The organism is Lyngbya sp. PCC 8106 (genome assembly GCF_000169095.1).
GTDB lineage: Bacteria > Cyanobacteriota > Cyanobacteriia > Cyanobacteriales > Microcoleaceae > Capilliphycus.
This window is the reverse complement of sequence record NZ_AAVU01000043.1, coordinates 17,210-43,404: the sequence shown is the minus strand read 5'-3', so window position 1 is coordinate 43,404 and position 26,195 is coordinate 17,210. Positions and strand designations below refer to the sequence as shown.

20 protein-coding genes are annotated in these 26,195 nt (G+C 40.3%); 9 read left to right on the top strand and 11 right to left on the bottom strand.

Features of this window, described 5'->3' with window-relative positions:
- Positions 1 to 7: 7 nt before the first annotated feature.
- From L8106_RS23240 to L8106_RS23205, 8 genes are all read right to left on the bottom strand, one after another.
- Positions 8 to 2,038, bottom strand: a complete 2,031-nt coding sequence (locus tag L8106_RS23240; RefSeq protein WP_009786927.1) for an ATP-binding protein — start codon at positions 2,036 to 2,038, stop codon at positions 8 to 10.
- 18 nt (positions 2,039 to 2,056) lie between these two features.
- Entirely contained in the window at positions 2,057 to 3,436 is a 1,380-nt protein-coding gene (locus L8106_RS23235) for an ABC transporter substrate-binding protein (RefSeq protein ID WP_009786926.1), read from the bottom strand.
- Complete coding sequence (locus L8106_RS23230) at positions 3,433 to 4,830, bottom strand: ABC transporter substrate-binding protein (protein WP_009786925.1); 1,398 nt, start codon at positions 4,828 to 4,830, stop codon at positions 3,433 to 3,435. Before L8106_RS23230 ends, L8106_RS23235 begins: the two co-directional genes overlap by 4 nt.
- Before the next feature lie 61 nt (positions 4,831 to 4,891).
- Positions 4,892 to 6,544, bottom strand: coding sequence for an apolipoprotein N-acyltransferase (lnt, locus tag L8106_RS23225; RefSeq protein ID WP_009786924.1), 1,653 nt, complete (start codon positions 6,542 to 6,544; stop codon positions 4,892 to 4,894).
- Positions 6,545 to 6,563: 19 nt separating this feature from the next.
- On the bottom strand, positions 6,564 to 7,757 hold the full coding sequence (locus L8106_RS23220; RefSeq protein ID WP_009786923.1) for a hybrid sensor histidine kinase/response regulator: 1,194 nt from the start codon (positions 7,755 to 7,757) through the stop codon (positions 6,564 to 6,566).
- Positions 7,758 to 7,921: 164 nt separating this feature from the next.
- A complete protein-coding gene (locus L8106_RS23215) occupies positions 7,922 to 8,368 on the bottom strand; it encodes a response regulator (RefSeq protein WP_009786922.1) in 447 nt (148 codons plus the stop codon).
- Entirely contained in the window at positions 8,322 to 10,622 is a 2,301-nt protein-coding gene (locus L8106_RS23210) for an ATP-binding protein (RefSeq protein ID WP_009786921.1), read from the bottom strand. Before L8106_RS23210 ends, L8106_RS23215 begins: the two co-directional genes overlap by 47 nt.
- 471 nt (positions 10,623 to 11,093) lie before the next feature.
- Positions 11,094 to 11,339, bottom strand: coding sequence for a hypothetical protein (locus tag L8106_RS23205; RefSeq protein ID WP_009786920.1), 246 nt, complete (start codon positions 11,337 to 11,339; stop codon positions 11,094 to 11,096).
- Positions 11,340 to 11,492: 153 nt separating this feature from the next.
- Between L8106_RS23205 and L8106_RS23200 the strand changes: the two genes are divergently transcribed.
- A complete protein-coding gene (locus L8106_RS23200) occupies positions 11,493 to 12,257 on the top strand; it encodes a CorA family divalent cation transporter (protein WP_009786919.1) in 765 nt (254 codons plus the stop codon).
- A 446-nt stretch (positions 12,258 to 12,703) separates the two neighbouring features.
- Positions 12,704 to 13,015 carry a hypothetical protein gene (locus tag L8106_RS23195; protein WP_009786918.1) on the top strand — a complete coding sequence of 104 codons (312 nt, stop codon included), beginning with the start codon at positions 12,704 to 12,706 and terminating at the stop codon, positions 13,013 to 13,015.
- 128 nt (positions 13,016 to 13,143) lie between these two features.
- Here the strand turns inward: L8106_RS23195 and L8106_RS23190 are convergent, their stop codons facing one another.
- Positions 13,144 to 14,142 carry an RNA-guided endonuclease TnpB family protein gene (locus L8106_RS23190; RefSeq protein WP_009786917.1) on the bottom strand — a complete coding sequence of 333 codons (999 nt, stop codon included), beginning with the start codon at positions 14,140 to 14,142 and terminating at the stop codon, positions 13,144 to 13,146.
- A gap of 7 nt (positions 14,143 to 14,149) precedes the next feature.
- Positions 14,150 to 14,374, bottom strand: a complete 225-nt coding sequence (locus L8106_RS34600; protein WP_369749496.1) for a helix-turn-helix domain-containing protein — start codon at positions 14,372 to 14,374, stop codon at positions 14,150 to 14,152.
- Between the two features lie 273 nt (positions 14,375 to 14,647).
- On the opposite strand from L8106_RS34600, the gene L8106_RS23185 reads away from it, so the two are divergent.
- The 6 genes from L8106_RS23185 (at position 14,648) to L8106_RS23160 (ending at position 24,562) form a co-directional block, all read left to right on the top strand.
- A complete protein-coding gene (locus L8106_RS23185; protein WP_009786915.1) occupies positions 14,648 to 16,429 on the top strand; it encodes a succinate dehydrogenase/fumarate reductase flavoprotein subunit in 1,782 nt (593 codons plus the stop codon).
- A gap of 431 nt (positions 16,430 to 16,860) precedes the next feature.
- On the top strand, positions 16,861 to 17,073 hold the full coding sequence (locus L8106_RS33190; RefSeq protein WP_009786914.1) for a hypothetical protein: 213 nt from the start codon (positions 16,861 to 16,863) through the stop codon (positions 17,071 to 17,073).
- A gap of 128 nt (positions 17,074 to 17,201) precedes the next feature.
- On the top strand, positions 17,202 to 19,286 hold the full coding sequence (locus L8106_RS23175) for a class I SAM-dependent DNA methyltransferase (protein ID WP_009786913.1): 2,085 nt from the start codon (positions 17,202 to 17,204) through the stop codon (positions 19,284 to 19,286).
- Positions 19,283 to 20,584: a restriction endonuclease subunit S gene (locus L8106_RS23170; protein ID WP_009786912.1), complete on the top strand. Its 1,302-nt coding sequence runs from the start codon at positions 19,283 to 19,285 to the stop codon at positions 20,582 to 20,584. Before L8106_RS23175 ends, L8106_RS23170 begins: the two co-directional genes overlap by 4 nt.
- A 2-nt stretch (positions 20,585 to 20,586) precedes the next feature.
- Positions 20,587 to 21,576, top strand: coding sequence for a hypothetical protein (locus L8106_RS23165; protein WP_009786911.1), 990 nt, complete (start codon positions 20,587 to 20,589; stop codon positions 21,574 to 21,576).
- A 1-nt stretch (position 21,577) separates the two neighbouring features.
- Positions 21,578 to 24,562 (top strand): type I restriction endonuclease subunit R, encoded by a 2,985-nt coding sequence (locus tag L8106_RS23160; RefSeq protein ID WP_009786910.1) that lies wholly within the window; start codon positions 21,578 to 21,580, stop codon positions 24,560 to 24,562.
- 52 nt (positions 24,563 to 24,614) lie between these two features.
- Here the strand turns inward: L8106_RS23160 and L8106_RS23155 are convergent, their stop codons facing one another.
- Complete coding sequence (locus L8106_RS23155) at positions 24,615 to 25,043, bottom strand: MerR family transcriptional regulator (RefSeq protein ID WP_039897039.1); 429 nt, start codon at positions 25,041 to 25,043, stop codon at positions 24,615 to 24,617.
- A gap of 55 nt (positions 25,044 to 25,098) precedes the next feature.
- Between L8106_RS23155 and cas12k the strand changes: the two genes are divergently transcribed.
- Positions 25,099 to 25,923 (top strand): type V CRISPR-associated protein Cas12k, encoded by an 825-nt coding sequence (cas12k, locus tag L8106_RS23150; protein ID WP_156803796.1) that lies wholly within the window; start codon positions 25,099 to 25,101, stop codon positions 25,921 to 25,923.
- Positions 25,924 to 26,195: the final 272 nt, after the last annotated feature.

Here is a 26,195-nt window from a genome sequence, read left to right as displayed (position 1 = left end):
ACGGAGTTTAAATCGGTAGTTTAATCCTAAACTCTGTTCCTTTTCCCCGTTTAGAATAACAGAGAAGCTGTCCTTTGTGCTTTTCTACAATAATTTGATAACTAATTGATAAACCTAGACCCGTTCCTTTGCCAACGGGTTTTGTTGTGAAAAATGGATCAAAAATTTGCTCTAATATTTCTGGTTTAATCCCTGAACCATTATCCGCAATTCTAATTTCAATGTGATTATTGATCACCGTTGTACAGATATTAATTTCAGGATTGATCACTTGATCATCTTGTTGTAAAGCATCAATTGCATTACTGAGAAGATTCATATAAACTTGATTAAGTTGACTCGGATAGCAGTTAATCAAAGGAAGCTGGCTATATTGTTTATTAACTTTAATTTCGACCTGACCAGATTGAGCTTTGAGACGATTTTGTAAAAGTCTAAGACTACTATCAATTCCTTGATGAATATCGACTTGTTTTTGTTCAGATTCATCTAGTCGAGAAAAATTTCGCAGAGATAAAACAATATCTTTAATCCGTTCAGATCCGTCCTTCATAGAATTTAATAACTGCATAAAGTCTTCTTGAATAAATGCTAAGTCAATTTCATCAATCTCATCAATAATTTCTTGAGAGGGGTGAGGATAGTGTTGTTGATAAAGCCGGATTAAGTTTAACAAATCCTGAGCATATTCATAAGCAGGTTCTACATTTCCATAAATAAAGTTAACAGGATTATTAATCTCATGGGCAATTCCAGCAACAAGCTGACCTAAACTTGCCATTTTTTCTTGTTGAACCAGTTTAGTTTGAGCTTTTTTAAGTTCTTTTAAGGTCGCTTCTAAATCTTGATTTTTATAACGAATTTCCTGCGTTCTTTGCTCAACATTTTCTTCTAAAGTATGACTATAATCGGCTAACTGTTGATAGGATAATCTCAACTGTTTGATCATCTGGTTAAATGTACAAGCTAGCGCTCCAATTTCATTATTACTCAGTACAGGTGCTGTTTGATTCAAATCTCCTGTACTCACTAAACGAGCGGTTTGAGCAATTGCTTTAATTGGTTTAACAATTTGCCGACCTAATATTAACATTCCCACTGCCATCAGACTCGATAAAAATAAACCACTGATTAAAATTGAAATGGCTAGTTTTCGAGCAGGATTAAATGCTTCTGCTTCAGTTTGTTCTGCAATTAAAGCTAAATCTTGTCCGGGTAAAGCATAATAAACTCCAATCACAGGTGTATCCCGATAATTGCGATAAAATCCGCGACCATTTTTTCCTTGCATCGCTTCTTTAATTGACCAACTTTCGATGCCTTCAGAAAATTCTTTTAAATTCGATTGTTTACTCGATATAAAAACATAACGACTGGATAAACTGCTCCCTACATTGCCAACTAAATAGGTTTCTCCTGTACTTCCTAAGCCTGTACTTTGACGAATAATTTGATCAATTCGATCTAAGTTTAAATGAGCCGCAAGAATTCCCTGTTGTTTATTTTCAGCATTTAAAAGCGGAATTGCAAAGGTAATTTTAGGCTGTCCAGTCTCCGGTGAGCGATAAAAATTAGAAATAAATCCCTCTGTTGAGTCTGGCGTGACTAAACTATATTGAACTAAAGGTTTATATAAGCCAATTTGAGTCGGATCAGTTGAAGCTAGAACTCGACCTGATCGGGAGACAATAAAAATCTCTTTTAACCCAGTTTGATGCTTAATAAAAGCCGTTAAACTCTCCTGTAATAAACTTTGATTAGATTCCACATCAGAGTTGCTTAAAAGAGCTTCGGCTTGACTGCGGATTTCGGGCAACTGAGCCAATGATAATACCGTTAGGCTTTGATCTCTTGCCCAACGATTCAACTCTTGTTCTTTCAGAGAGGCAGCTGAACTCAGGCGATCAAAAACGGATTGCTTTAAAGAGGTTTTAGCTTGATAAAAAGCCACAGAACCCACTAAAGAAACAATCACTAATGAAAGCAATAAAAATGAGCCTACAAGCTGTATCAATAGACTTTTTTTCCAGGATTTCATTCTTAAGTTAATTCCTATTTAAGTAGTTTTCCATTGAGTAAAAATTTCTTTAATCCGCTCAATTGCTTGATCAACAGCAACACTTGGCGAGACATCATTGACAACAACTTGCTGAAGGGCTTCACCCCAAACATTTTCAGCAGAGACTTGAGCATAAGCGGGATTTAAAACTTGATATAAAGAACGAGTTTCACCCTGGCGTAATTGTTTCGCGGCTTCATAAACATGAGGATTATTTGGATTATTCCAAAATGGATCAGAAAATAGCTTAGGCATAACTGGAAAATATCGTCCTGCGGCTCCTTTAATATATTGTTCTAAATGATCAGGTTGGACTAAATAAGTGAGAAATTCTTGGGCTAGGGTTTGATTGGGAGAGGCGGTAAAAATCAAAGCTTGTTTAATTGAAGTTAGGGATTTCATCGGTTCTCCACTCGGTTTATTCGGAAATGCTACTGTTGCCATTTGATTGAGATAAATATCTTCATCTTGTTGTTGTGAACCCGGAATAGATAAACTCACATTTAAGGTCATTAGGGTCATTTTATTGAGGAAAGTGGTGTTATTATCTGCATTTAACCAGTTAATAGAATTAGGCGGAATATATCCGGCTTTATAAAGATTAGTTAGCCATGTTAACGCTTCGATAATTCCGGCTTGGACTTGGGGTTTATCGATCTGAAGTTCACCCTGAGAATCAATCAGTTGAACATCATAAGCTTCGAGAATCTGTTCAAATACCCAATAAGTATCAGAAGAAGCCACAGACATCGGTATACCCATCGCATAAATATCGCTTCGTCCTTGCAGTAATAAAGTTTCTTGAGCTTGTTTCCAATAACTCCAAAACCCTTGCCAATCTTGAGGAATTGAGTCTGGTAAACCGATTTGTTTAACTAAATCTTTCCAATAGTGAATATGAAGACTTTGCTGCATTAAAGGAACAGCATAATAAGAACTTTTATTGGTGACATTATTATAGAGTAGAGCGGATTGTAAGGCAACCGGAGTATATTGGGTTTTTACGGATGCAATCACGGGTGAAACATCAGCTAATTTTCCATTTTTTGCCCAAATCGGAATCAGAGTATATTCTGCTCTTTCTGAAAACAAAATATCGGGTGGTTTTCCATTCTCTATCGCTTGAATTGCTTTAGAAAGGGTTTCCTCTTCACCAAAAAATAATAATTCTACAGAGTTTTTAGTTTGCTTTTGCCAGTCAGAAACAAGTTGTTCTATTGCTTCATCTTGTTGGGGATAATAGCCTCGATTCCACCAAATTGTTAAAGGGCGATCACTGATGTTTGTCGAAGTATTTTTTGAGGGCATTTCTCCGCTACAAGTGGATAAAATTAAACTGAATAAAAAAAGTAAGATGACAATAAATTTATGCTTCATATTTTTTCTCCAAATTTTAACTGTTCCCATTCAGCAAAGATAGTTTGTATTTGTTGAATGATCTGATCGGCTGTGGCTTCTGCTGAGACTCCTTCAACGACAATTTTTTCTAAGGCTTGACCCCAAATATTTTCTGCAAAAAGTTGAGCATAAGCAGGATATAATATAGAGTTGAGTGGACGAGTCGAAGCAAATTGTTGACGAGCAACTGAAATATGAGGATCATCTAAGTTATTCCAAAAGGGATCAGCAAGCAGTTCAGGCATAACAGGAAAATAACGCCCTGCTGATTGTTTTAGATATTCATTTATTACTTCAGGTTTAACGAAAAAAGACAGAAAACTTTTAGCTTCCTGTGGATGAGGAGAGGCGGAAAAACTCAAAACCTGTTTAACAGAAACGAGGTATTCGGGTGAACTCCCGTCAGGATTTTTAGGGAATTCTAGAGTCACAATTTTATCCCGATAAACGAGTTCATCGGAATGTTGAGAAGCGGGAATTGAGAGGGTTGGATTTAATGTCATAACCAGTCGGCGATTGAGGAAATTAACGTTATTATCTGCCGGAAGCCAGTCAACAGAATCTTCAGGAACATATCCCTTTTTGTAGAAGTCTGTAAACCACTCTAACACTTGAATTAAATCTTGACGAACTTGAGGATTTTTAACTTGCAATTGACCCTGATTATCCAATAATTTCACCCCATAGGCAGCTAAAACCTGTTCAAATTCATAAAAAGTATCATTAGCTTCGGCTGAAAAATTCAAACCAATTCCATAAATATCTGCTTGTCCTTGTTCGCGCAATTTATCTTGAACTTGTTGCCAAAAGCTCCAAAACTTATCCCATTCTTGAGGAATATCGCTATCCGTAAATCCAGCATCATTTAACAAGTCTCGCCAGTAGTGAATATGTAAAGTTTGTTGATGAATTGGAACGGCATAATACCCTGATTTTTTAGTGAGAGTATTATATAAATAGGTCGAACGAATTGCACTCGAAGTATAGCGATCTTGAATCGGTTCTATGACGGCTGAAACTTCACTCCCTTTTCCTTCCCAAGCAACACGAGGATTCAGTGCAAATTCTGCTTTTTGATTGTAGACAATATCGGGTGGATTATTGCTTTCTAGGGCGGCTTGGATGCGTTGGAGATTGACTTCTTCAGCCGAAAAATTCAGTTCTGCTTGAAAACCGCTTTCATTTTCCCATTCACGAACAATTTGCTGAATGGCTTCATCTTCTTCTGGATAATATCCATTCGTCCACCAAAGACTAATCGGTGTATTGTTATTTGTAGAAAGGGGTACGGAATTGTCGGGAGTTGACTGAGAACAAGTGACCAAGACTAAACTCAGCAGAAAACATAAAATGAGAGTCAGTTTAAACTTCATTCTAGAAATAGGCTCTAACTCAGAGGGTCTAACATTACTCTTCCGTTATAACCTGCAATTTTCAATCTGAAACCCCAAATATTGTTTTGAAAACTAAATTAATAGCAATTGCGATGATACTTAAAATTAGTAAAACGAGGGTGAACCAATCTCCCCAACGAACATACAAGGTTTGGGTTTGTTGGGGTTGAATTGTTCCAATATGAAGTTCATAGGTATCCATTTGTGATCTCCAAAGGGTTTTTCCATGGGGATCAACCACCCCAGAATAACCTGTATTTGTTGCTCTGATCGCCCAACGATCTGTTTCTATTGCTCGCATTACATCTTGAGCATGATGTTGCGCTAACATTCCTGCTGAATAATGGGAATTATTAGAAGCGGTTAATATAAATTCTCCTCCAGTTTTGGCTTGACGCCGAAAATGTCGAGCAAAAGTTGAATCATAACAAATCCCGACAATGGCTTGACCCCAGGTCGTTTTAAATTGTTGACTGGGATCTCCTTTAACCAGATGAGAATCTAAGGGAGATAATCGATTAATAAAGCGACCTAAAATAGATTCAAAGGGAATATATTCTCCTAAAGGAACAAGGTTCACTTTATTATATTGACTGATGATATTTCCCTCACCATCTACGGTAAATAAACTGTTGCTGATCCGATTCCCTTCTTGACCATAACTTCCCACCCAAGCGACAACTTTTTTCTCTAAAATGGCTTGATAAAATGAACTTTGATAACGAGCGGGTGTTTTCCACAAAAAAGGAAGTGCAGTTTCAGGAGTGAGTACCGCATCTACTCCTTGATCGGCTAGGGTTCTGTATCCGGTTGTGTAGCCTTGTAATGCTTGACGCCATCCTTCGGAATAGAGTTTAATTTTGTTGGGAATATTACCTTGAATAATCCCAATTTTTAATGCGGTTTCTGGGTTGGTTTTTAAGGGTTGGATATAGAGATAAAATCCGACTAAATGGGCGAGGGAAAAACATAAAATTGGGAGTGAATAAATTATTGTTTTTGTTCGGGTTTCTATTTTGTTTTTTGTTCGGTTAATTAGCCATGCTTCTGCGATTAATCCATTAACCGCAACTAAAGCCGCTGTGACGGTATTAGGGCCAGAAATTCGACCCAGATGGAGAATCACTAAATTCCCAAAACTTTGAGTGAGAGAGAGGGATGACCACCACAGAGAACCTTGACTCCAAAACCATTCTAAACCACACCAAAGGGCTGTTCCAACTAATACACGAGTTAAGAGATGATTGAGATTTTGACTGGGAATTTGGCGGCTGACAATGGATAATATTTTCGCCCAAGTTATGACTAATCCAACGCCCCAAAAGGTAATAAAAATCCAACAAAACAGTGCAATGGCTAAACTCGCTAACCAAGGAACACCTAACCAAGTCATGGGGTGAACTCCCGTGATCCAAAATAAAACGGTGCCGTGATAGCCCATTCCCCAAGCTATTGCAAATGGTAAAGTAGAAGTCTTGCTAGTTTTTGACTGAAGAACAACAAGCCATAAGGGAACTAAAGCCACCCATGCTAATAGCCAAAAGCCTATAGGCTCTGCGGCTAGCCCCATTAATACACCTGCAAATAAAACCAATCCGAGTTTGTAATTTCGTTGAAAATAATCTAAAATTAATGGTAGAATGTGAGAAGGTTTAAAGGTTTTGGGTTGAACTTGATGAGCTTGAGTTTTCATTAAGATAAGCAAAAATTGATCACAGTTCTGGTAAACTTATAGAACTAGAATAGACTAAAGGTAATTGTACTGAAAAAGTGGTACTAACCCCGACTTCACTTTCAACTGAAATCTCACCCCCATGAGCCTCAACACAGCGCTGAACAATCGCTAATCCTAAGCCTGTACCCGAAATTTTACCGACGTTACTGGCGCGATGAAAAGCTTGAAATAATTTTACAAGATCATGGGGTGGAATGCCAATCCCGTGATCAATCAGATCAAAAATGGCAATATTATCTTGAGCCATCACTTCTAACCGAATGATACCGCCTTGAGGAGAATATTTAATCGCATTGGCGAATAAATTACTAAAAATATGTCGTAACAGGCTTTCATCCCATAATGTTTCTGCAAATTCTCCTTGCATCTTTAATTCGACTTGATGCTGAGAACTGGCTTCAAGTCTGGCTTCTTCGACTAATTGTTGACAAAAAGATTCTAAATCGAGAGGAGTCGGTAAACATTCTAAGCGCTCAACATCGGCTTGACCGACTAAAATCACTTCATCTAATAATTGAACTAAACTTTTACCCGCAGAACGAATGCGTTGAAAGATCGAACTTTTTTGCTCTTTGCTTAAACTTTGTTCCCAATCTCGCAATAATTCGGTTGACAATAAAATCGTACTTAAGGGATTGCGAAAATCGTGAGACATCATCGAAACAAATTCTGAGGTGAGTTGATGTTGTTCTTTGGCTTTCACCAACTCTACCGTCTGTTCTTTGACCCGATGAGATAAGGTTTGATTAACTTCCCGCAAAGATTCCATTGCTTGTTTGCGTTCAATTGCATAACGCAGAGAACGAACCAATGTTTCGACATTCACTTGTCGTTTCACCAGATAATCTTGCGCTCCTTGTCGAACGGCTTCGAGAGCGAGTTCATCATCATTAGTATTCGTTAAAACGACAATTGGAACACTCGGAGCAAATTGCAAAAGGGGCTTCATTGATTCGAGTCCCTGACTGTCGGGGAGAGTTAAATCCAGTAAGATCACATCATAGACAAGGGCTTGTTCGTCGGTGAGTAGATGGACGGCTTCAGTCAGTCGTTTGACATGGATAAGATTACAGGGTTCTAGCTTGGAACCTTTGAGCAATTCTTGCAGGAAGCGGGCTTCAGCCAAGCTATCTTCTATCAATAGAATATTTACCGAACTTGCGGACATCATTTCCTTGCTTTTCCCCTCATACGGCTCCATAACACGGATAGAACACATCATCAACTGACGTTCTGAGATTGACTTTCGGTTTCTGGTGCTGTTCAAAAAAACAAATGGGAAAAGTTTAATTTCTATTTTTTCACCTCCTCATACTTGATTTTATTTAAAATACTCTATTCTGTGGGGAGAGTGGCAATTTTTAGCCAAAATTCCTCAATCCCCTTGACAATCTCAAACAACTGACTCAGGTTACGAGATTTAGTAATGTAGCAGTTGACGTGTAAGTTGTAACTTTGGGAAATGTCATCATCATTTTTAGAGGTGGTTAAAACGACAACAGGAATCCGTTTTAAGTCCGGGTCTGCTTTAATTTCGGCTAAAACTTCCCGTCCGTCTTTGCGAGGCAAATTCAAATCCAATAGGATTAAATCTGGTCGGGGAGCTTCGCTATACTCCCCTTCCCGATGTAGAAAAGACATCGCATCCATCCCATTTCTCACCGTCACAACTTCGTGTTGGATGGTACTCCGTTTTAGGGCTTCTTGAATCAAGCGAATGTCGCCTCGATTATCCTCAACTAAAAAGATGATTTTGGTTCTTTCCTGGGCTTCGCCGATCACGCGCTTGTCCTCCGACTGGAATCGTAAAATAGAGTGTTGTACCTTGACCAAGTTCAGACTCAACCCAGATTCGACCTCGATGACATTCAACAATTTTTTTACAAATTGCTAAACCCATCCCAGTACCTGCATATTCATCACGGGTATGCAAGCGCTGAAAGATAATAAAAATACGTTCAGCAAATTGAGGGTCGATACCAATCCCATTGTCTTTGACTGAAAATAGCCAAGCATCTTCGAGTCGTTGCGCTCCGATATAGATTTCCGGAGGTTCACAACTGCGAAACTTGATAGCATTACCAATTAAGTTTTGAAATAATTGCATCAATTGGGTACTATCAGCCATCACCGTTGGCATGGGTTCAGAAGTAATAATAGCACGAGTTTCACTGATGCGGCTTCGGAGGCTACTCAACGCTCGTTCGAGAGCTGTTCCGACGGAGGTGAGTTCAAATTCAACTCCTTGGATATCGACTTTGGAGTAGGCTAAGATATCATCGATCAGGGTTTGCATCAGACTGACTCCCTCAACCGCAAATTCGATGAACTCTTTGGCATCTTCGTCGAGTTCTTCTTGATAGCGCATCTCTAACAATTGTACATAGTTTGCCACCTGGTTGAGGGGTTCTTGTAAGTCGTGAGAAGCGACATAAGCAAACTTTTTCAATTCACCATTGGAACGTTCGAGATCATGAGCGAGTTGGGCTAGTTCATCGGCTTGACGCAGGACAATATTAACAATTGCTTTTCGCAGTTCTAAAGCCGCATTAATTTCAACGGGTTTCCAGGGTAGAGATTGGAGTTTAACCGTTTCTTTCCACAGTTCAAAGGATTTACGAGGTGATAACTGTACCACGCCTTCGCAATGGGTGGTTTCAATGGCTTTTGTCGGATCACCCCCCCAGTTCACTGTTTGAATCACTTCTGGACGGAACCACAAGACATAATTGCGTTCGGAAATGGTAATCGCAAGTAAACCACTGGCGACTTCTTTAAACCGTTCGGCATCAGAATAAAGGCGCGGTAAACAGTTCGTTGAAAAGACTTCTTTTTCGGTATTTTTCTTCAACCACTGCACTAAAAAGTTGAGATCTTCTTCTTTGGGAGTTGCGCCCAGAGTTGTCCACTTTCCAGCAAAGTAAATGGCAGCACCCTGAGCATTTGTGACCTCGAGAAGATTGGGTTGATAGCGAATTAAACTTTCGATAAAGTTTTTATCTCGAGACATGAAATTAATTAAAGCAGACCGAATGTAGGTCAGTTTTATTTGATAGTCATGGTCTTCGGTTTCTTCGCGGGAAGACAGTTCAGAGAAGATGACTCGACCTAAGAATTCACACGCTTTCCGCAATTCATAGGAGACATATTTGGGGGTACGATGATGACAAGCTATCAAACCCCAAAGTTGTCCGTCTTGAATTAGGGAGATGGTTAAAGAAGCGCCGACTCCCATATTCTTGAGATACTGTAAATGGCAAGAAGATGCACTTCGCAGCGTGGAATGGGTGAGATCTAAGGGACGTTCGATCAGGGGGTTTTTATCAGGAAATAAGGCGACGGCTTGGGCTTGGGCATCTGGAATAATTCTAATCCAATTTTCCGTTAAAAGTTTCCGAGCAGGTTTGGGAATATCAGACTCAGGATAATGCAGTCCGAGATAGGGTTCTAACTCCTCTATTTTGTCTTCAGCGATGACCACTCCATGCCCTTCTTCATCAAATTTGTAAAGCATTACTCGGTCAAATGCGGTGACTTTTCGGACTTCCTGGACGATAATTTGACAAAATTCATGCAAACTGGCGGTTTCTTCCAGTTGGTTAATTGACATTCGAGCTAAGTGATAGAAGCTCAAAAAAGGAATATTTTCTTGAGAGGTTGCAGGTTCCAACTCAAGAATTAAAAAATGATCACTATTGCGATGAAAGACTCCATCAAAGACAACATATTCGTCGCCTCTGATTCTGATCCAAATTTTAGTAGGATTGAGATAGTCTAGGTTGTCTTGGAATAATCCCGTTTGAATGCGTTCGATTTGAAAGGGATCAAGCAAATCTTCTAAGGTTTTTTCGAGCATCTGTTCCGGAGAAATTCCAAAAACAGATTGAGTATTTTTACTAACTTGTAAGATTTTTAAACTGGGTTCTTCCAACACTAGAAGAATGCCATGCGGCTGTACTTGACCGGAGATTTGAATCGGTTCTTGATCTAAATGAATGAGATTACGGGCTTTCAGTTCAACATCGATATTTTTCATGATTTTTTGATCCCATTAATTGAAAATAAAATATTGAACTTTAATTATAGATTTCTAAAAATTTAATGTGTTAAAACTCTGAGAACAGATCGGAAGATTGATCCGCATAATTACTCAAGAATTTCTAATTTTCTCTAATCTTTATCCGCCGGGATTTACTCTTGATCAAAAATAGGTTGGCATTCACTTTTTCCTAATTCCCTGACTAATTATGAGTATATCACAGTCTTCTCTTTTGAGGGGAAGGTCAACTCTTGAAGAAAGGCTTAACAAAGAAAACTTTAAATTAAAACTGAGATAAATAAACTCTTATTAATTAAAATAATTTTTTTTAATCAAAGTTTACAACTCTATGGACTGAATTTAGCAATTGCTGTGCTAAAGTCAAAGTGAAAAAATGAGCAGACAGAAAACAGAAGTTCTAATTTTGACCTGAACACGGTTAACTGTCTACTGGTAATTGTTTATTGCTTAGAGTTGCTTGTTGAGTCGCTTAGAAATTTGACTGATAATACCGCTTAAAATCGCTCCCCCCATCAAAATCCCCAAAGCGGGAGTAAAAACAGGTTCCCAGAGCTTGTACCACAGGTCTAGACCCAAGGAAAGATCGAGAGAACGACCAATAACGGCAACCACTAACCAAAAAAAGCTGAATAAAACCAGAAAAACATCAAACACTAACAGACGATTTAACCAAGTGAGAAATAAATCTTTCATTAGACTAAAATTTACCTAAAATCTATTGCTCTTTGTGAACTTTTGAGAGAATTTTACCATTTTTGCCCTCAATTAAGTTAGCAATCCCCAGAATTTTTGTGATTTTTGTTAAAAATTTCAAGTAGAATATCGGTGTATAGAGAGGAACATCTCATGCAACTTCCGTCCACTTGGGCTATTCCCGATCAAATTCGCGATCGATTTGGCCAAAAGAGTGCAGGAAAACAACGGGCGATGGTGGCTGATGGTCATTTACTCTTAGTTTTGCATCAAGCCCCTCAACCGGGTAATCGTCAACGAGAAGCTGTTTTTTTCTGGCGTCAACCGGATGGTCGTTGGCAAGCGAGTCAAACAGGTGTCGGTTTTAAACTCTTAATTCAGCAGATCAAAGCCTACAATTTAGCCGAAGAAAATTTAACACAGCAATACTTTCAAGCCAAAACTTCTAAAGATTATTTTCAGATCTTAGAAAATCTAGCCCCTCTGCAACTCGCGACCCAAAATTTACACTCAACATTACAGTCCGCCCGAGAAGCGATTCCGACAGATCGAGATTTAATTGACTTTCGAGATGAAGCTTATGATATCGAAAGAACCTTAAATTTACTCTATCAAAATACTAAAGCTGCCCTTGATTTTGCGATGGCAAAGAAGTCAGAAGAACAAACAAAATTAAGTTTAGAATCAGTTCGTTCAGCTCATCGATTAAATCTCTTAGCTGCAATTTTCTTTCCATTAACGGCTATTTCTTGTGTCTTTGGGATGAATTTACCCTCCGGACTAGAGACACAATCACCGACTCTATTTTGGATGGTGTTTATTTCGGGTATTTTTCTGGGATTGATCGTGCGAAATTGGGTAGTAACAGGCAAATTATCTCGGCAAAATTATGATCCTAAAACCATCCAAAAGCGTTGAGATTTGTTTCATCTAAATATAATATCAAACCCAATAAAACTCGATTCTTAATGACTGCTCTCGATCCACTTTTTAAGATTCCTTAGTGTTGTGAAATGGCGATCGCAAATGCCTAATATTATTGATATTTTGTATAAATTGTAACTGAATAACTTCAAGTTCGCTCACTTTTCGCCGGGTTTTCTGTAAAGTTTAGTAACAAGTCTTATTAAAATGTTTAGAATTGGCTCTCCCCCTGTGTATCGCTTTAACCTTAAAATTTAAAGCAATGTTGTCAAAAATTTCAGTCCAACTTCTTAAACTAACTAAGAAGCTGTCGTCTGTAGTCTTGAAAGCCGTTTGCTAAATGCCAGCAACAACTCGATAGACTCAACAAACAAAACTAACTTGTCCAAACTCCCCATTCCCAACTCAGGGGGGGAAAGAATCTTAACGAGGAAGTTCTAATGAATAACCTGCAAAAATATCGTTTTAGTTGCACCCTAAGCTTTGGTGATATTTACGGTCAAATCATGATTTGGCTGATTGTCATCTTTCTCACTCTTGCATCTGCTTTAGCATTGTGGAGTACCTCTCGCCAAATCTACGCCTTAGCAACAGTCGGTTTAATCGTGGTACTCTCTTTACCGTTCCTGCTATTTGCATTTGTCACCACTCTACTCAACCATATCGAAATGACCCCGATTGATTCGACCGAAGACGAATTCTCCGATGCTAACGATATGATTACCCCACGACCCGCAGAAGCCGCAGGCTAGAGTGAAGCCCTAATTTCTAACGACCAATCTTTATTTTTTTGTTAAAACTTCCCTGTTTTTGGATAGGGAGGTTTTTCTGTGATTGACATCCTCCTCTCCGTGAACGAAGAGGATTCCTAACAGAAAACCTACTGCAAAATATCAAATATTGATAACTGGACAGGTTTTTCTAGGTGGGTTGACGCTTCAACGGCTGCCGCTTCTTTAACAAAAGTCTGACGCTTGCCTCCACGTCCATTTAGAGTCTCCGAATGTCCTCCGGCGACCAAAATATTAACTGCTGCGTTACTATCTCTGTCGTGAACTGTTCCGCAATTTAAACAAGTCCATTCGCGGATGGAAAGGTCTAACTTCTTGCCACCAACAAAACCGCAATACGAACACTTTTGACTTGTGGGTTCCCAACGGCTAATTACTCGAAAATCACGACCATATTTTTCAGCCTTACCCTCAAGAAAAGTTCTAAACTGTCTCCATCCTAAATCGCTAATAGCCTTAGATAGCTTGCGATTCTTGACCATCCCTGCAACGTTTAAATCCTCCAAAACAATCACTTGGTTTTCGTGAATTATTCGGGTTGACAATTTGTGCAGGAAGTCTTTACGGGTGTCTTTCATCCGAGCATAGAGCTTGGCTTTCCTGACTCTTGCTCGTTCGTACCGATTGGAACCTTTCTGTTTTCGAGATAGATTGCGGTTAAGTTTTCTAAGCCGTTTAATTTTAGACTTTAAGGGTTTTGGTGCGTCTATTTTTTCTCCGGTGCTTAGTACAGCAAACGTCTTGATTCCTAAATCAATTCCTACATTATTGGGTGACTCAGGCAATAGTTGTTGATTGATTTCAACAACAAAACTAAGAAAGTATCTGTTGGCTGCATCTTTAATTACAGTAACCGATGAAGGAGGATTGGGCTTTGGTCTTGACCAGATAATCTTTAGTTTACCAATTTTGGATAAAGATATCTTGTCTTCCTTCAATTTGAAACCACCAACTCTAAATCTAGCTGATTGTTTAGTGTTTCTTTTTTTAAACTTAGGTGGTCTAACTTTCTTTCCCTTCCGCTTACCTTTGCACGACTTAAAAAAGTTATTATAAGCTTGCTCTAAATCGTTAAGCGATTGCTGCAAAGGGATGTTAGAAACCTATGCGCAACCACTCCCGTTCTACCATTTTCTTGGCTTGGGTGATGAACTTTTTCTGGAGTTGAGAATTGCTCAGTTTCTTCTCTCCAGACTTATAGAGTTCAATACAATGCGCTAAGGCATCATTCCATACAACCCGACAACAACCAAAAAGTTTAGCCAATTTGGTTTGTTGCTCAGTTGTTGGGTAGATTCGGTACTGGTATCTTGATTTCATGGTATAATTGTACCATTGGTCTGCAACAACGACAATGGAGTTAAGGAAAGGAAGACACAGCATTACAGACCTCAAGATTCACGCTCGTCTGTGTAGTCAAGTACCGGAAACAAATATTAACAAGTGAAAGCCTAGATATGTAGCTAATCAACGTACACCTAAATAACTGTGAATCAATCTAGGTTAACCGTCCTAAAGGACGGGGCTTGTATCCCGCTTTTATTTCGGTCAACATAGAAGAACGAGGAGAACTCTATTCACGATTCACAAACTATGCTAGAACATGATGTCATAATTGTCGGTGGGGGTTTAGCAGGAAGTCGAGCTGCGGTAGAAATGGCTCGTATGAACCCCAGTCTCAACATTGCGATGGTTGCCAAAACCCATCCCATTCGTTCCCACTCCGTTGCGGCTCAAGGGGGAATCGCAGCCAGCCTAAAAAATGTTGACTCTGCCGATACTTGGGAAGCTCACGCTTTCGATACCGTTAAAGGTTCAGACTACCTCGCTGACCAAGATGCGGTGGAAATTCTCGCCCAAGAAGCCCCAAATGTGATTATCGACCTCGAACACATGGGCGTGCTATTTTCCCGCCTAGAAGATGGTCGCATCGCTCAACGGGCTTTTGGAGGTCATACTCATAACCGCACCTGTTACGCAGCCGATAAAACAGGTCACGCCATTCTCCACGAACTGGTGAATAATTTACGGCGCTACGGGGTACAAATCTACGATGAATGGTACATCATGCGTTTAATTTTAGAAGACGCTCAAGCCAAAGGCGTAGTGATGTACAACATCGAGAATGGTGAAGTTGTCGTCATGCGAGCAAAAGTGGTGATGTTTGCCACAGGCGGTTATGGACGAGCGTTTAACACCACATCTAATGATTATGCCTCTACAGGCGACGGGTTAGCGATGTCGGCGTTGGCGGGAGTTCCATTGCAAGATATGGAATTTGTGCAGTTTCATCCGACAGGGTTGTATCCAGTGGGGGTGCTGATTTCCGAAGCGGTTCGCGGTGAAGGTGCCTATCTGATTAACAGCGAAGGGGAACGCTTTATGGCCAATTATGCCCCCAGTAAAATGGAGTTGGCGCCCCGTGATATTACTTCGAGAGCCATTACCCTAGAAATTCGCGCCGGACGAGGAATTCATCGAGATGGGAGTCCGGGTGGGCCGTTTATCTATCTGGATTTGCGCCACATGGGACGAGAAAAAATTATGAGTCGGATTCCATTTTGTTGGGAGGAAGCGCATCGACTTGTGGGAGTAGATGCAGTCGATGAACCGATGCCTGTTCGTCCGACGGTTCACTATTCTATGGGCGGAATTCCGACAAATACCGATGGTCAGGTGATTATTGGGCCGGGGTTGCCTGTTGATTTTAAGTTTGACCCCAAAGACAAGTCTGTTAATCCCTGTAATAATCTTGTCGATGGTTTTTTTGCAGCCGGAGAAGCGGCTTGTGTATCGGTTCATGGCGCTAACCGTTTGGGGAGTAATTCGTTACTTGAATGTGTGGTTTATGGAAAACGAACCGGGGCGGCTATTGCTCGATTTGTTGAGGGTCGAAAGTTACCGGATGTCGATGAACAGCGTTATCTTCAGGATGCCAAAGAACAAATTCAAGCGTTATTAGACCGACGAGGCGGTTATCGGATTGCGGAAATTCGTCAAGAATTCCAAGATGCAATGACCGAACATTGTGGGGTGTTTAGAACTCAAGAAATCATGCAAGAGGGATTAACTAAAATTCAGCAATTACAAGAGAAATATCAACAGATTTATCTCGATGACCAAGATAATGTTTGGAATACAGAGATTATTGAAGCGTTGGAATTGCGGAGTATTATGATTGTCGGTCAGATGATTTTGACGTCAGCATTAAACCGTTTAGAAAGTCGAGGGGCGCACAGTCGAGAGGATTATCCGAAACGCGATGATCCTAATTTCTTGAAGCATACCCTAGCCTATTATTCTCCTGCTGGCATTGATTTGTCTTATCGTCCGGTGAGTATTACTCGGTTTGAACCCCAAGAACGCAAGTATTAAAAATTGAAGTAGCAGTCATTTATTTAGGGGTAATTCATAAATTACCCTTCTTTTTTGATTGATTAGAGCAACTGCAACAACACCCCAAACCCCTCTGTAGGCTCAAGGTACACCTCTTTCAGTAAATGGATGACAAAATTTTTCACTGGCCATTCAATGACAAATTAGTGTCGTCGAAATATTAAATCGCTGTAATCTCCCTACAATAACGATTACAGCGATTTTTTTCTGCATTTTACGCCTTCGTAGGCGATCGCTACAGTTTAACAAATTAGATGTCATTTCCCAGGTTTTTAACAAATTAAATGTCATTTCCCGGAAAATGTTATTTTCTGGGTTTTTGTATCTTGTTAACACATTGACTGTCATTGGCATTATAATGAACGTATGTGTTCCAATTAAACATTTCTGTACAAACTAGAGAAATAAAAGTGGCAACTTCTGTAGAGGGAAATGATCCGCATTCTGAGAGTGAATCCTCTGGGGAAACTCAGGTCTTCCCATCAGAGCTTTCTGATGAAGCAAAACTTAAATTAGAAATCATCGAGAGTTTGAGCGAACCCTGCGATCGCAAAACCTACGGTGCAAAGCTCGAAGAGGCGGCCCGTCAATGGATGGTGTCAGCGTTGCTTTATGGAGTTTGAAGAAATGGCTAAATATGCAAAAACTTACCCAATAAGCTGTTAAATAGTATTAGATGTATCAATGCAATAGGCTTCAAGTTGGTCAATCTCGTGTTGTCAATTGAAGCCCTGATCGAGAACCAAGACCCGTGAGCAACTTCCAAGCAACAGCCGACTTTATCTGGAAAATCGCTGACCTCCTAAGAGGGAATTATCAGCGGCGGGAATACCCTGACGTAATTCTGCCGATGGTAGTTCTGCGTCGGCTCGATCAGGCAATGGAGAACACCCGCCAAGCGGTACGCGACGAATGGAATAAGTATCATGGCAAGCTGGAGAATTTAGATCCACTGCTGAGGGCTGCTGCTGGAGATTCGCCTGTCTACAACACATCGGAATATTACTGGAGGCGATTACTTGACGATCGCCCTAACCTAGCACAAAACTTGATTAACTACCTGAATGGCTTCAGTCCAGATGTGCTGGACATTATTGAAAAGTTCGATTTCCGCCGTCAAGTGTCTCGTTTAAACACAGCAAATCTGCTGCCCATTCTGTTTGATGAATTTACTAAGATCGATCTACACCCGCCGAGAGAGGACGGTACTGGAGTTGACAACCTGGAAATGGGGCGTATTTTTGAACACCTGATTTATCGCTTCAATCAAGACAACAACGAAACAGCAGGAGAACATTTTACTCCCCGTGAAGTAATCCGATTGATGGTAAGGTTGCTGTTTCCTGAAGACGACCCTACGCTTCATCCTGATAACATTCTGACAATTTACGACCCTGCCTGTGGAACTGGTGGAATGTTGACTGAGGCAAAGGAATACATTCACGATATCCAGACAAGAAAGTATCAGAAAATTGGGCAGGTTCATCTTTTTGGACAGGAAATTAACCCGACTGCTTTTGCGGTAGCTAAATCAGATTTTTTGTTGAAAGGTGAAGACCCTCGCCGAATTACTTTTGGAAACAGTTTTAGTGAGGATGGGTATCCTGAACGCCGTTTTCGCTATATGCTCTCAAACCCGCCTTTCGGTGTGGATTGGAAGAAGGTACAATACATCATCAAGCGAGAGTACGAAACTCAGGGTTTTGATGGTCGCTTTGGGGCAGGTTTACCGCGTATTAATGATGGCTCGCTACTGTTTCTTCAGCATATCTTGAGTAAGAGAGCGAAGGAAGAACCCAGTCGCACGGTAATTGTCTTTAATGGTTCGCCTTTATTCACAGGTGATGCTGGGAGTGGAGAGAGCAATATTCGTCGCTGGATTATTGAAAATGATTGGTTAGAGGGTATTGTCGCCTTGCCGGATCAGTTGTTTTACAACACGGGCATCAGTACCTATCTTTGGGTACTTAATAACCGTAAGAGTAACAAGCGGAAAGGGAAGATTCAGCTTGTAAATGCGGTTAATTTTTATCAAAAAATGCGGAAAAGCTTGGGCAACAAGCGCAACGAAATTACGGAAGAACAGTATAACGAGATTGCTAACATCTATCATGCCTTTTCAACGGGTGATAATTGCCTGATTTTTGATAATGAGGACTTTGGTTATCGGCGTATTAAAGTAGAACGTCCTCTGCGATTGAATTTTAGTGCTGCGCCAGAAAGACTTGCCCGTTTGCCGGAACAGTCTGGTTTTGCAGCATTGGCAGAAAGCAAGAAGAAGAAAGAGGAAGATCAAAAAGCAGATATTGAAGCTGGTAAAGATTGGCAGGAAAGGATTATTAATGCACTAAAGCAATTACCAGTAAAGGTGACTACCGATCCGAAACAGTTTTTACCGCTACTGGACAAAACTCTAAAACCTTTCAAGTTAAAAGAATCTGTTAAAAATGCCATTCTTAAGGCTTTGACGGAACGGGATGAGAATGCTGAACCCGTGCCAGCGAAAAAGGGTGAGGGTTATGAACCCGATCCAGAATTAAGGGATTATGAAAACGTACCTCTGCAATGGGCACCGTCTATCTATGACGAGAATGTACCCCTTAAAGAGAATGTGTACGATTACTTTGCCCGTGAGGTGAAGCCATATATATCGGATGCGTGGATTGATGAGAAATTTAAGGATGAAAAGGATGGAAAAACGGGTTTAATAGGCTATGAAATTAGTTTTAACCGTTATTTCTATAAATATCAGCCACCAGAACCGCTAGAAGTAATTGAGGAAAAAATACTCAAGCTGGAAGAGGAAATCGCTGCATTATTGAAGGTGCGAGTATGAAGAAGTACAAATCCTATTCAACTGATAAGCCTTCGGGTGTGGAATGGTTAGGCAATATTCCCGAACATTGGGAATTAAGAAAGTTGAAATTTATAGCTGATTTGATTATGGGACAATCCCCAGATTCCACTGATTACAATTATGAAGAAATTGGAGTACCCTTTCTACAAGGAACTGCTGAATTTGGAATAATAAATCCCAATCCTCGCTTGTCTTGTGAAAGTGCCAAGAAGTACGCAAGAAAAGATGATTTACTTTTATCTGTACGCGCACCAGTCGGAGAAATTAATGTTGCCGATCAAGTTTATGGAATTGGGCGCGGTCTTTGTGCAATTAGACCAAAAATAAATGTATTCAATAAAACTTTCACTCGCTACTTTTTGGAGATAGGTAAAGTTGAGCTTGTTTCTGGAGCTACAGGAAGTATATATGATGCTGTTACTGTTAATCAAGTGGCAAATTTGCAGTGTCTAACACCCCCTCTTAAAGAACAAAAATTAATCGCTACTTTTCTCGATCGCGAAACCACCCGCATCGACACTCTCATCACCAAAAAATGTGAACTAATCAACTTACTCGAAAAAAAACGTACTGCTATCATTACCAATGCTGTAACTAAAGGACTTGAGCCTGAACTCCCAATGAAAGATTCAGGCGTTGAGTGGTTAGGAAAAGTTCCAAGGAACTGGGAGGTCAAAAAACTTAAATATATCGCTCAAATAGTAAGAGGAAAATTTACTCATAGACCTCGCAACGATCCAAGATTTTATGATGGTAATTACCCATTTATACAAACGGGAGATATTTCAGCAGCTAACAAATATATTACTAGCTATCAACAAACATTAAATGAGCTAGGTTTATCCGTCAGTAAGGAGTTTCCTAAAGGGACTCTCGTTATGACTATTGCTGCTAATATTGGAGATTTAGCCATTCTAGATTTTCCTGCTTGCTTCCCAGATAGTATTGTAGGCTTTTTGCCTAGAAACTACTGTTTAGATTTCCTTTACTATAATTTAACAGCTATGAAATCAGAGATGGTAAAAACTGCCACTTTGAATACGCAGATGAATCTTAATATTGAGCGTATTGGTGGTTTGTTTAGTATTTGTCCTCCCATAGCAATTCAAAAACAAATTGCAACTTACTTAGACAAAGTAAACATCCGAATAGATGAACTAATTGATAAAACGGCTACCAGTATTTCAGAACTTACAAAATATCGTCAATCTTTGATAACTGCTGCTGTTACAGGCAAAATTGATGTGCGTGAAGAAGTAGAACGAGGTGCAGCATAAATATGTCTAGACTGGATGACATTATCGAACTTATTCAAACGACTAATGAAGTCTACTTCATCACTGCACCTGGGCGGGTGCGAACTGCCTATATTTTGGTAGATGATATCATAGAACTATCTCTTAAGGTATTCCTACAAGAAAAAGTTTATGAGCAACGGGTAAATTGCCAAATAGATTTAGAAAGTGCCAGTTTAGTAACTTCTAGAAATCATAAGGACAGCTTGCGTCGTTACTTTGAAGAAAAACTAAACATTGACGAACTTAGTAATGAATTGGGGCGTGGTACAACAGGTGTTCCCATTCTGCAAAATCATTTAGTATCTTTTCCTTTAATACGTCACTGGAGTGCCAACGATCCTAATGCCCGCCATACTTTTGATCGAGTCATTGATGATGTAAAACCATTTTTCGCACTTCCTACAACTGCTCCTGTTGGTACTCCTCCTAATCCTGCAACCAACTTGCTTGATGAAGCATTAATACGGCATAAAACTCGTAATAAATTCTATCACGATCAAAATTTAAGTGGATTAGATATTAATGATGAAAAATGCTTGAGTGCATTATGTGCGATGTTCGATTTGGTAGACCATTTATTTCCCACTTTCTCGGATGAAGTGAAGAGTAAACATACAGTCCGCTGTCAAATAGGGGTACTGCGCCTCAAGCAAACTGCGTCACTTGGACATCGAGAACTCAGCCAGCCTTATGAGGCAGCTCTACAACTTCTTAAGAAAGGGCATAAATATGATTTTGAAAGGCGTTCAGTAGAACACAGCCTTGTTCATACTGTTAGCGATCGTTTTTTCGGCTCGTTACGCGAACAATTCAAAAATACAATTGCAAAACTTCAGGTGCGGATCAACAAAATTGATACTATGGCACGTCCAAAACAAGACCATATTGATGAAAAAAATGACAAAGAAAAATTAATTCAAATTCTGCAAAAACAGTTAGACCAAATTAACGCCCTGCTAGGCGCTCCTTAGTATGGATATCTCCGAAAAAGCCTTTGAAGCCTATATTGAAGATTATCTATGTAATGTACATAGTTATCGCTTTCGTACCTCTAAATCAAAAGGTAAAGATTCTCATTACGATAAAAATCTCTGCCTGGATTGGGAATTGCTACTTGAATTTATCACCGCTACTCAACCTGACACTTGGGAAAAACTAACAGAACAACACGGACAAGCGACTGTTAGACAGAAATTTCTTAACCGACTGAATCGTGAAATTGATCGGCGTGGCACTCTTGACGTTCTTCGACGCGGTATCAAAGACTATGGCTGCTATTTCCAGCTTGCCTATTTTGCTCCTGTCAGTACCCTCAATTCCGAACATCAGGCACTCTACCGCAAAAATATTCTCAGTGCTGTGCGCCAGTGCCATTACAGTGCAATTGAAACCAAAGATGCGATCGATCTGGTGCTGTTTCTCAATGGTTTACCCATCTTCACTATTGAACTGAAGAACAAACAGACCAGACAAACTGTAGAAAATGCCCGCGAACAGTATAAGCGCGATCGCGACCCCAAACACGAACCTTTACTACAATTCAAACGCTCCCTCGCCCACTTTGCCGTAGACGATGACGAAGTATGGATGACTACTCGCCTAGAAGGAAAAAGCACCTACTTTTTGCCCTTCAACCGAGGTTATAATGGCGCAGCAGGCAACCCACCTAACCCCAATGGTTATGCTAGTGCTTACCTATGGGAAGATGTTTTCTCTCCCGATAGCGTATTGGATCTCATCGGTAATTTCATTCATCTAGCCGTTGAAGATCGAAATGGTACGCGGCGCGAACAACTGATATTTCCTCGCTACCACCAGCGCGATACAGTTAAGAAATTAGCGGCTCATGCTCGCGAATATGGAACTGGACAGCACTACTTGATTCAGCACAGTGCTGGAAGTGGTAAAAGTAATACGATCGCGTGGTTAGCGCACCGTTTAGCATTTCTGCATAACACCGAAAATCAGCGCATATTTGATTCGGTGATTGTGATTACTGATCGGCGGGTACTCGATCGCCAACTGCAAACTACTGTCCGTCAATTCGAGCAATCTCCTGGTTCTGTTGTAGTTATTGATAAACACAGCGATCAATTAGTCGAAGCCCTCACCATTGGCTCTGCAATTATCGTCTGTACCTTGCAAAAGTTTCCCGTAATTGTTAAGAAAGTAAATCAACTCACTGGGCGACATTTTGCCATTATTGTTGATGAAGCTCACTCATCTCAATCTGGTGAAGCCAGCAAGAGTCTAAAAGAAGTGTTACGCGCTCAAAGTTTAGAGGAAGCTGAACAGCTAGAAGCGGAAGCATCCCAAACAGGAGAAGACTTAATTAACCAGAGCCTCGAAGCAAGGCAGAAACAGCCTAATTTGAGCTTTTTTGCCTTCACAGCTACGCCTAAACAGAAAACTCTAGAAATTTTCGGACAACCTCAACCTGATGGCAGTTTCCAACCTTTTCATCTCTACACGATGCAGCAGGCGATTGAGGAAGGCTTCATCCTAGACGTTTTGCAAAATTACACCACTTTTGAAACGTATTTCAATTTACTCAAAATCGCTGCCGACGATCCTCGCTACGAAAAAGGCAAAGCCATCAGTTTACTGCGTCGCTATGTGGAATTACATCAGTACACAATTGCCCGTAAAACTGCCCTCATGGTGGAACATTTTTGGGAAAATACCCGCCACCAGATACCAGATGAAAGCGGAAACGGACAAGCAAAAGCCATGATTGTTACTCGTAGTCGCCTCCATGCCGTTTTCTACAAACAAGCATTTGACGATTATCTGAAACAGCAGAGTTATCCTATCAAAGCATTAGTTGCCTTTTCTGGCATAGTGAATTACAACAATCTGGACTATACCGAAGCTCAGATGAATGGCTTTTCCGACAAACAAACCGCAGAACAATTTAAAAAGCCAGAGTACCGCTTTTTGATCGTGGCAGAAAAATTTCAAACTGGCTTCGATCAACCCCTTTTACACACGATGTATGTCGATAAAATCTTGAGTAGTGTTGCAGCTGTCCAAACCCTCAGTAGGCTTAATCGTACCCATCCTCACAAAACTGAAACAATGGTGCTAGATTTCGCCAATCATGTTGATGATATCCAAAGCGCCTTTAAACCCTATTTTGAGGCAACCATTCTCAGCAAAGGTACTGACCCTAACAAGCTCTACGATTTACAGGCAGTGCTAGAAACTTTTAACCTTTACACTACTGAGCAAGTGGCGGAGATTGCTGAACTTTATCTACGTCAAGGTGAAAAAGCTGCTAAACTCCAACCTCTCCTCCGAGTAATTGTCGGTCGATACGCCTACATACCAGACCTGGAAAAGCGTATGGAATTTAAACATAGATTGCGATCGTTCATCCAGCTATACGCATTTCTGTCTCAGGTTATCACCTTCAAAGATGCCGACTTAGAAAGGTTGTATTTGTTTGCACGTCTTCTATTACGAGCATTACCTTCTGAAAGCCAGAAATCATCTCTAAACGTTGCTGAGTATGCTGATTTGGAAAGCTACCGCATTCAAAAATCTTTTAGCGGCAAAATTTCACCCAAATCTGGAGCTAGTCAGCTAGATCCATTTGCAGAGTTAGAACCTACTGAATTAACTGACCCAGAGAAAGTGGCTCTCTCCGAAATTATTGCCGACATTAATCGACGCTTTGGCACAGATTTTACTGAAGGCGATCTGATTTTTTTTGCAGAATTAAAAACTCGGCTTGCTGCTAATCAAAGCTTACAAGCTAGTGCAAGAGTTAACACCCGTGAGAATGTTCAGCTTTTTCACGACGCATTATTTGATGCCGTGCTTCAAACGATGATTGATAGCAATTTTGAAATGTTCAAGCGTATTAATGATAATGAAGAGTTTGGAAGATTAGTGCGTGAAAAGATATTTGGGCAAGTGTATCAAGAAATTATAAAGAAAATGAGATTAAGATAATTAAGTTTAGTTTCATTCTATTTGTTAATGCTTGCTAATAATTTAACCACTCTCAATTGCCTAATTTATTAGCTATGGTATCGTGAATCCGATCCAAGCATATCGGAATCACAGGCTGACCCGCTTTCAGTGATGCGATCGCCTTATCCATATCAAAGTCTACCAGTTGAAGCGATCGCTCTTGCTTATCCCAGTACAGCATAAACCGCTCTTGCGAACTTGGGTTCGTAAACTCTGGTTGCTTTTCCTCCAACCGCTTCACAGTCGTCGCTGCCGCATCAAAACTCAACCCCACCGATAAGCAATATTGCATCGCTGCCAACTCCACCAACTCCGAACGGGAGTAATAAATACTTCGCCCCGTTCCCGTTGCGCTAATACTTGGCACAACAACCCCCTTCTCCCGCCAATACTGCAACTGACGGAGACTACAACCTGTAATTTCAGCCGCTTGTTTGCTGGTAAAAAACTGTTCTGCCATACACACAAGTCTATAGCAAGCCGCTATAATACATTTATGTTTGTATTGAACTAAAATGTTTAATTGGGGCATGAGCATCATTACCGTCCACTGTCGCCTCGTTGCACCTCAAAACGTCCGTCAACAACTGTGGAAGTTGATGAGCGATCGCAATACACCTTTGGTTAACGAACTGATCGCTCAAATTAGTCAGCATCCCGACTTTGAAACCTGGCGACGAAAAGGCAAAATTCCCGCAGGGATAGTCAAAAAACTCTGTGAACCCCTCAGAAGCGATCCACGTTTCGAGGGTCAACCCGGACGGTTTTACACCAGTGCGATCTCGTTAGTGGATTATATTTTTAAATCTTGGCTTGCGGTACAGCAACGACTACAGCGAAAACTGGATAGAAAAATTCATTGGTTGTCCATGCTCAAGAGCGATGAAGAGTTGGTAGCTGAAAGTAACCATACCCTCGAAGAAATTCGCGCTTACGCCACTGAAATTCTGAGTTCCGTAGAAACTCAAAAGAACCAACCTTCACCTAAAAAAAGCCCCCGAAAAAGCCCCCGAAAAGGCAAAATAAAGAAAAATAAAGGGAGTCAATCTCCGACAGATATTTTGTTTGAGACTTACAACAAAACCGAAGATATTCTCAGCCGAAGTGCGATTTGTTATCTTCTGAAAAATCGTCTAAAAATGAGTGAAAAACCCGAAGAAATAGAAAAATTTTCTCAGCGTTATCGAAAAAAGGAAATTGAAATCCAACGACTCAAAGAGCAACTAGAAGGTCGCCTTCCCCAAGGCAGAGATTTAACGGGACAGAAATGGCTAGAAACATTAATAACAGCCACAACGACAGTTCCCAAAGATAACCCAGAGGCGAAGAGTTATTATTAAGGTGGATTGAAAGGATGTGAAGCTCGTTTCGCTCCGATGACAATAATTTGTCACTGGCAGTTCGACGACACCTAATTTGTTAAGACGACACGAATTTGTTACCGATGACAAATAATGTGGCAATGTACAACAACAAAAACCCCGACTTCTGGGGCCGGGGAGAGAAAACGAGCTTCACATCTACCAAGACTATAATATCGAGAACCTACCCCTGTTGAAAATGTTGATTATACTGATCTTTTGGGAGCAGTTAATTTTAACAATCCGTGAAA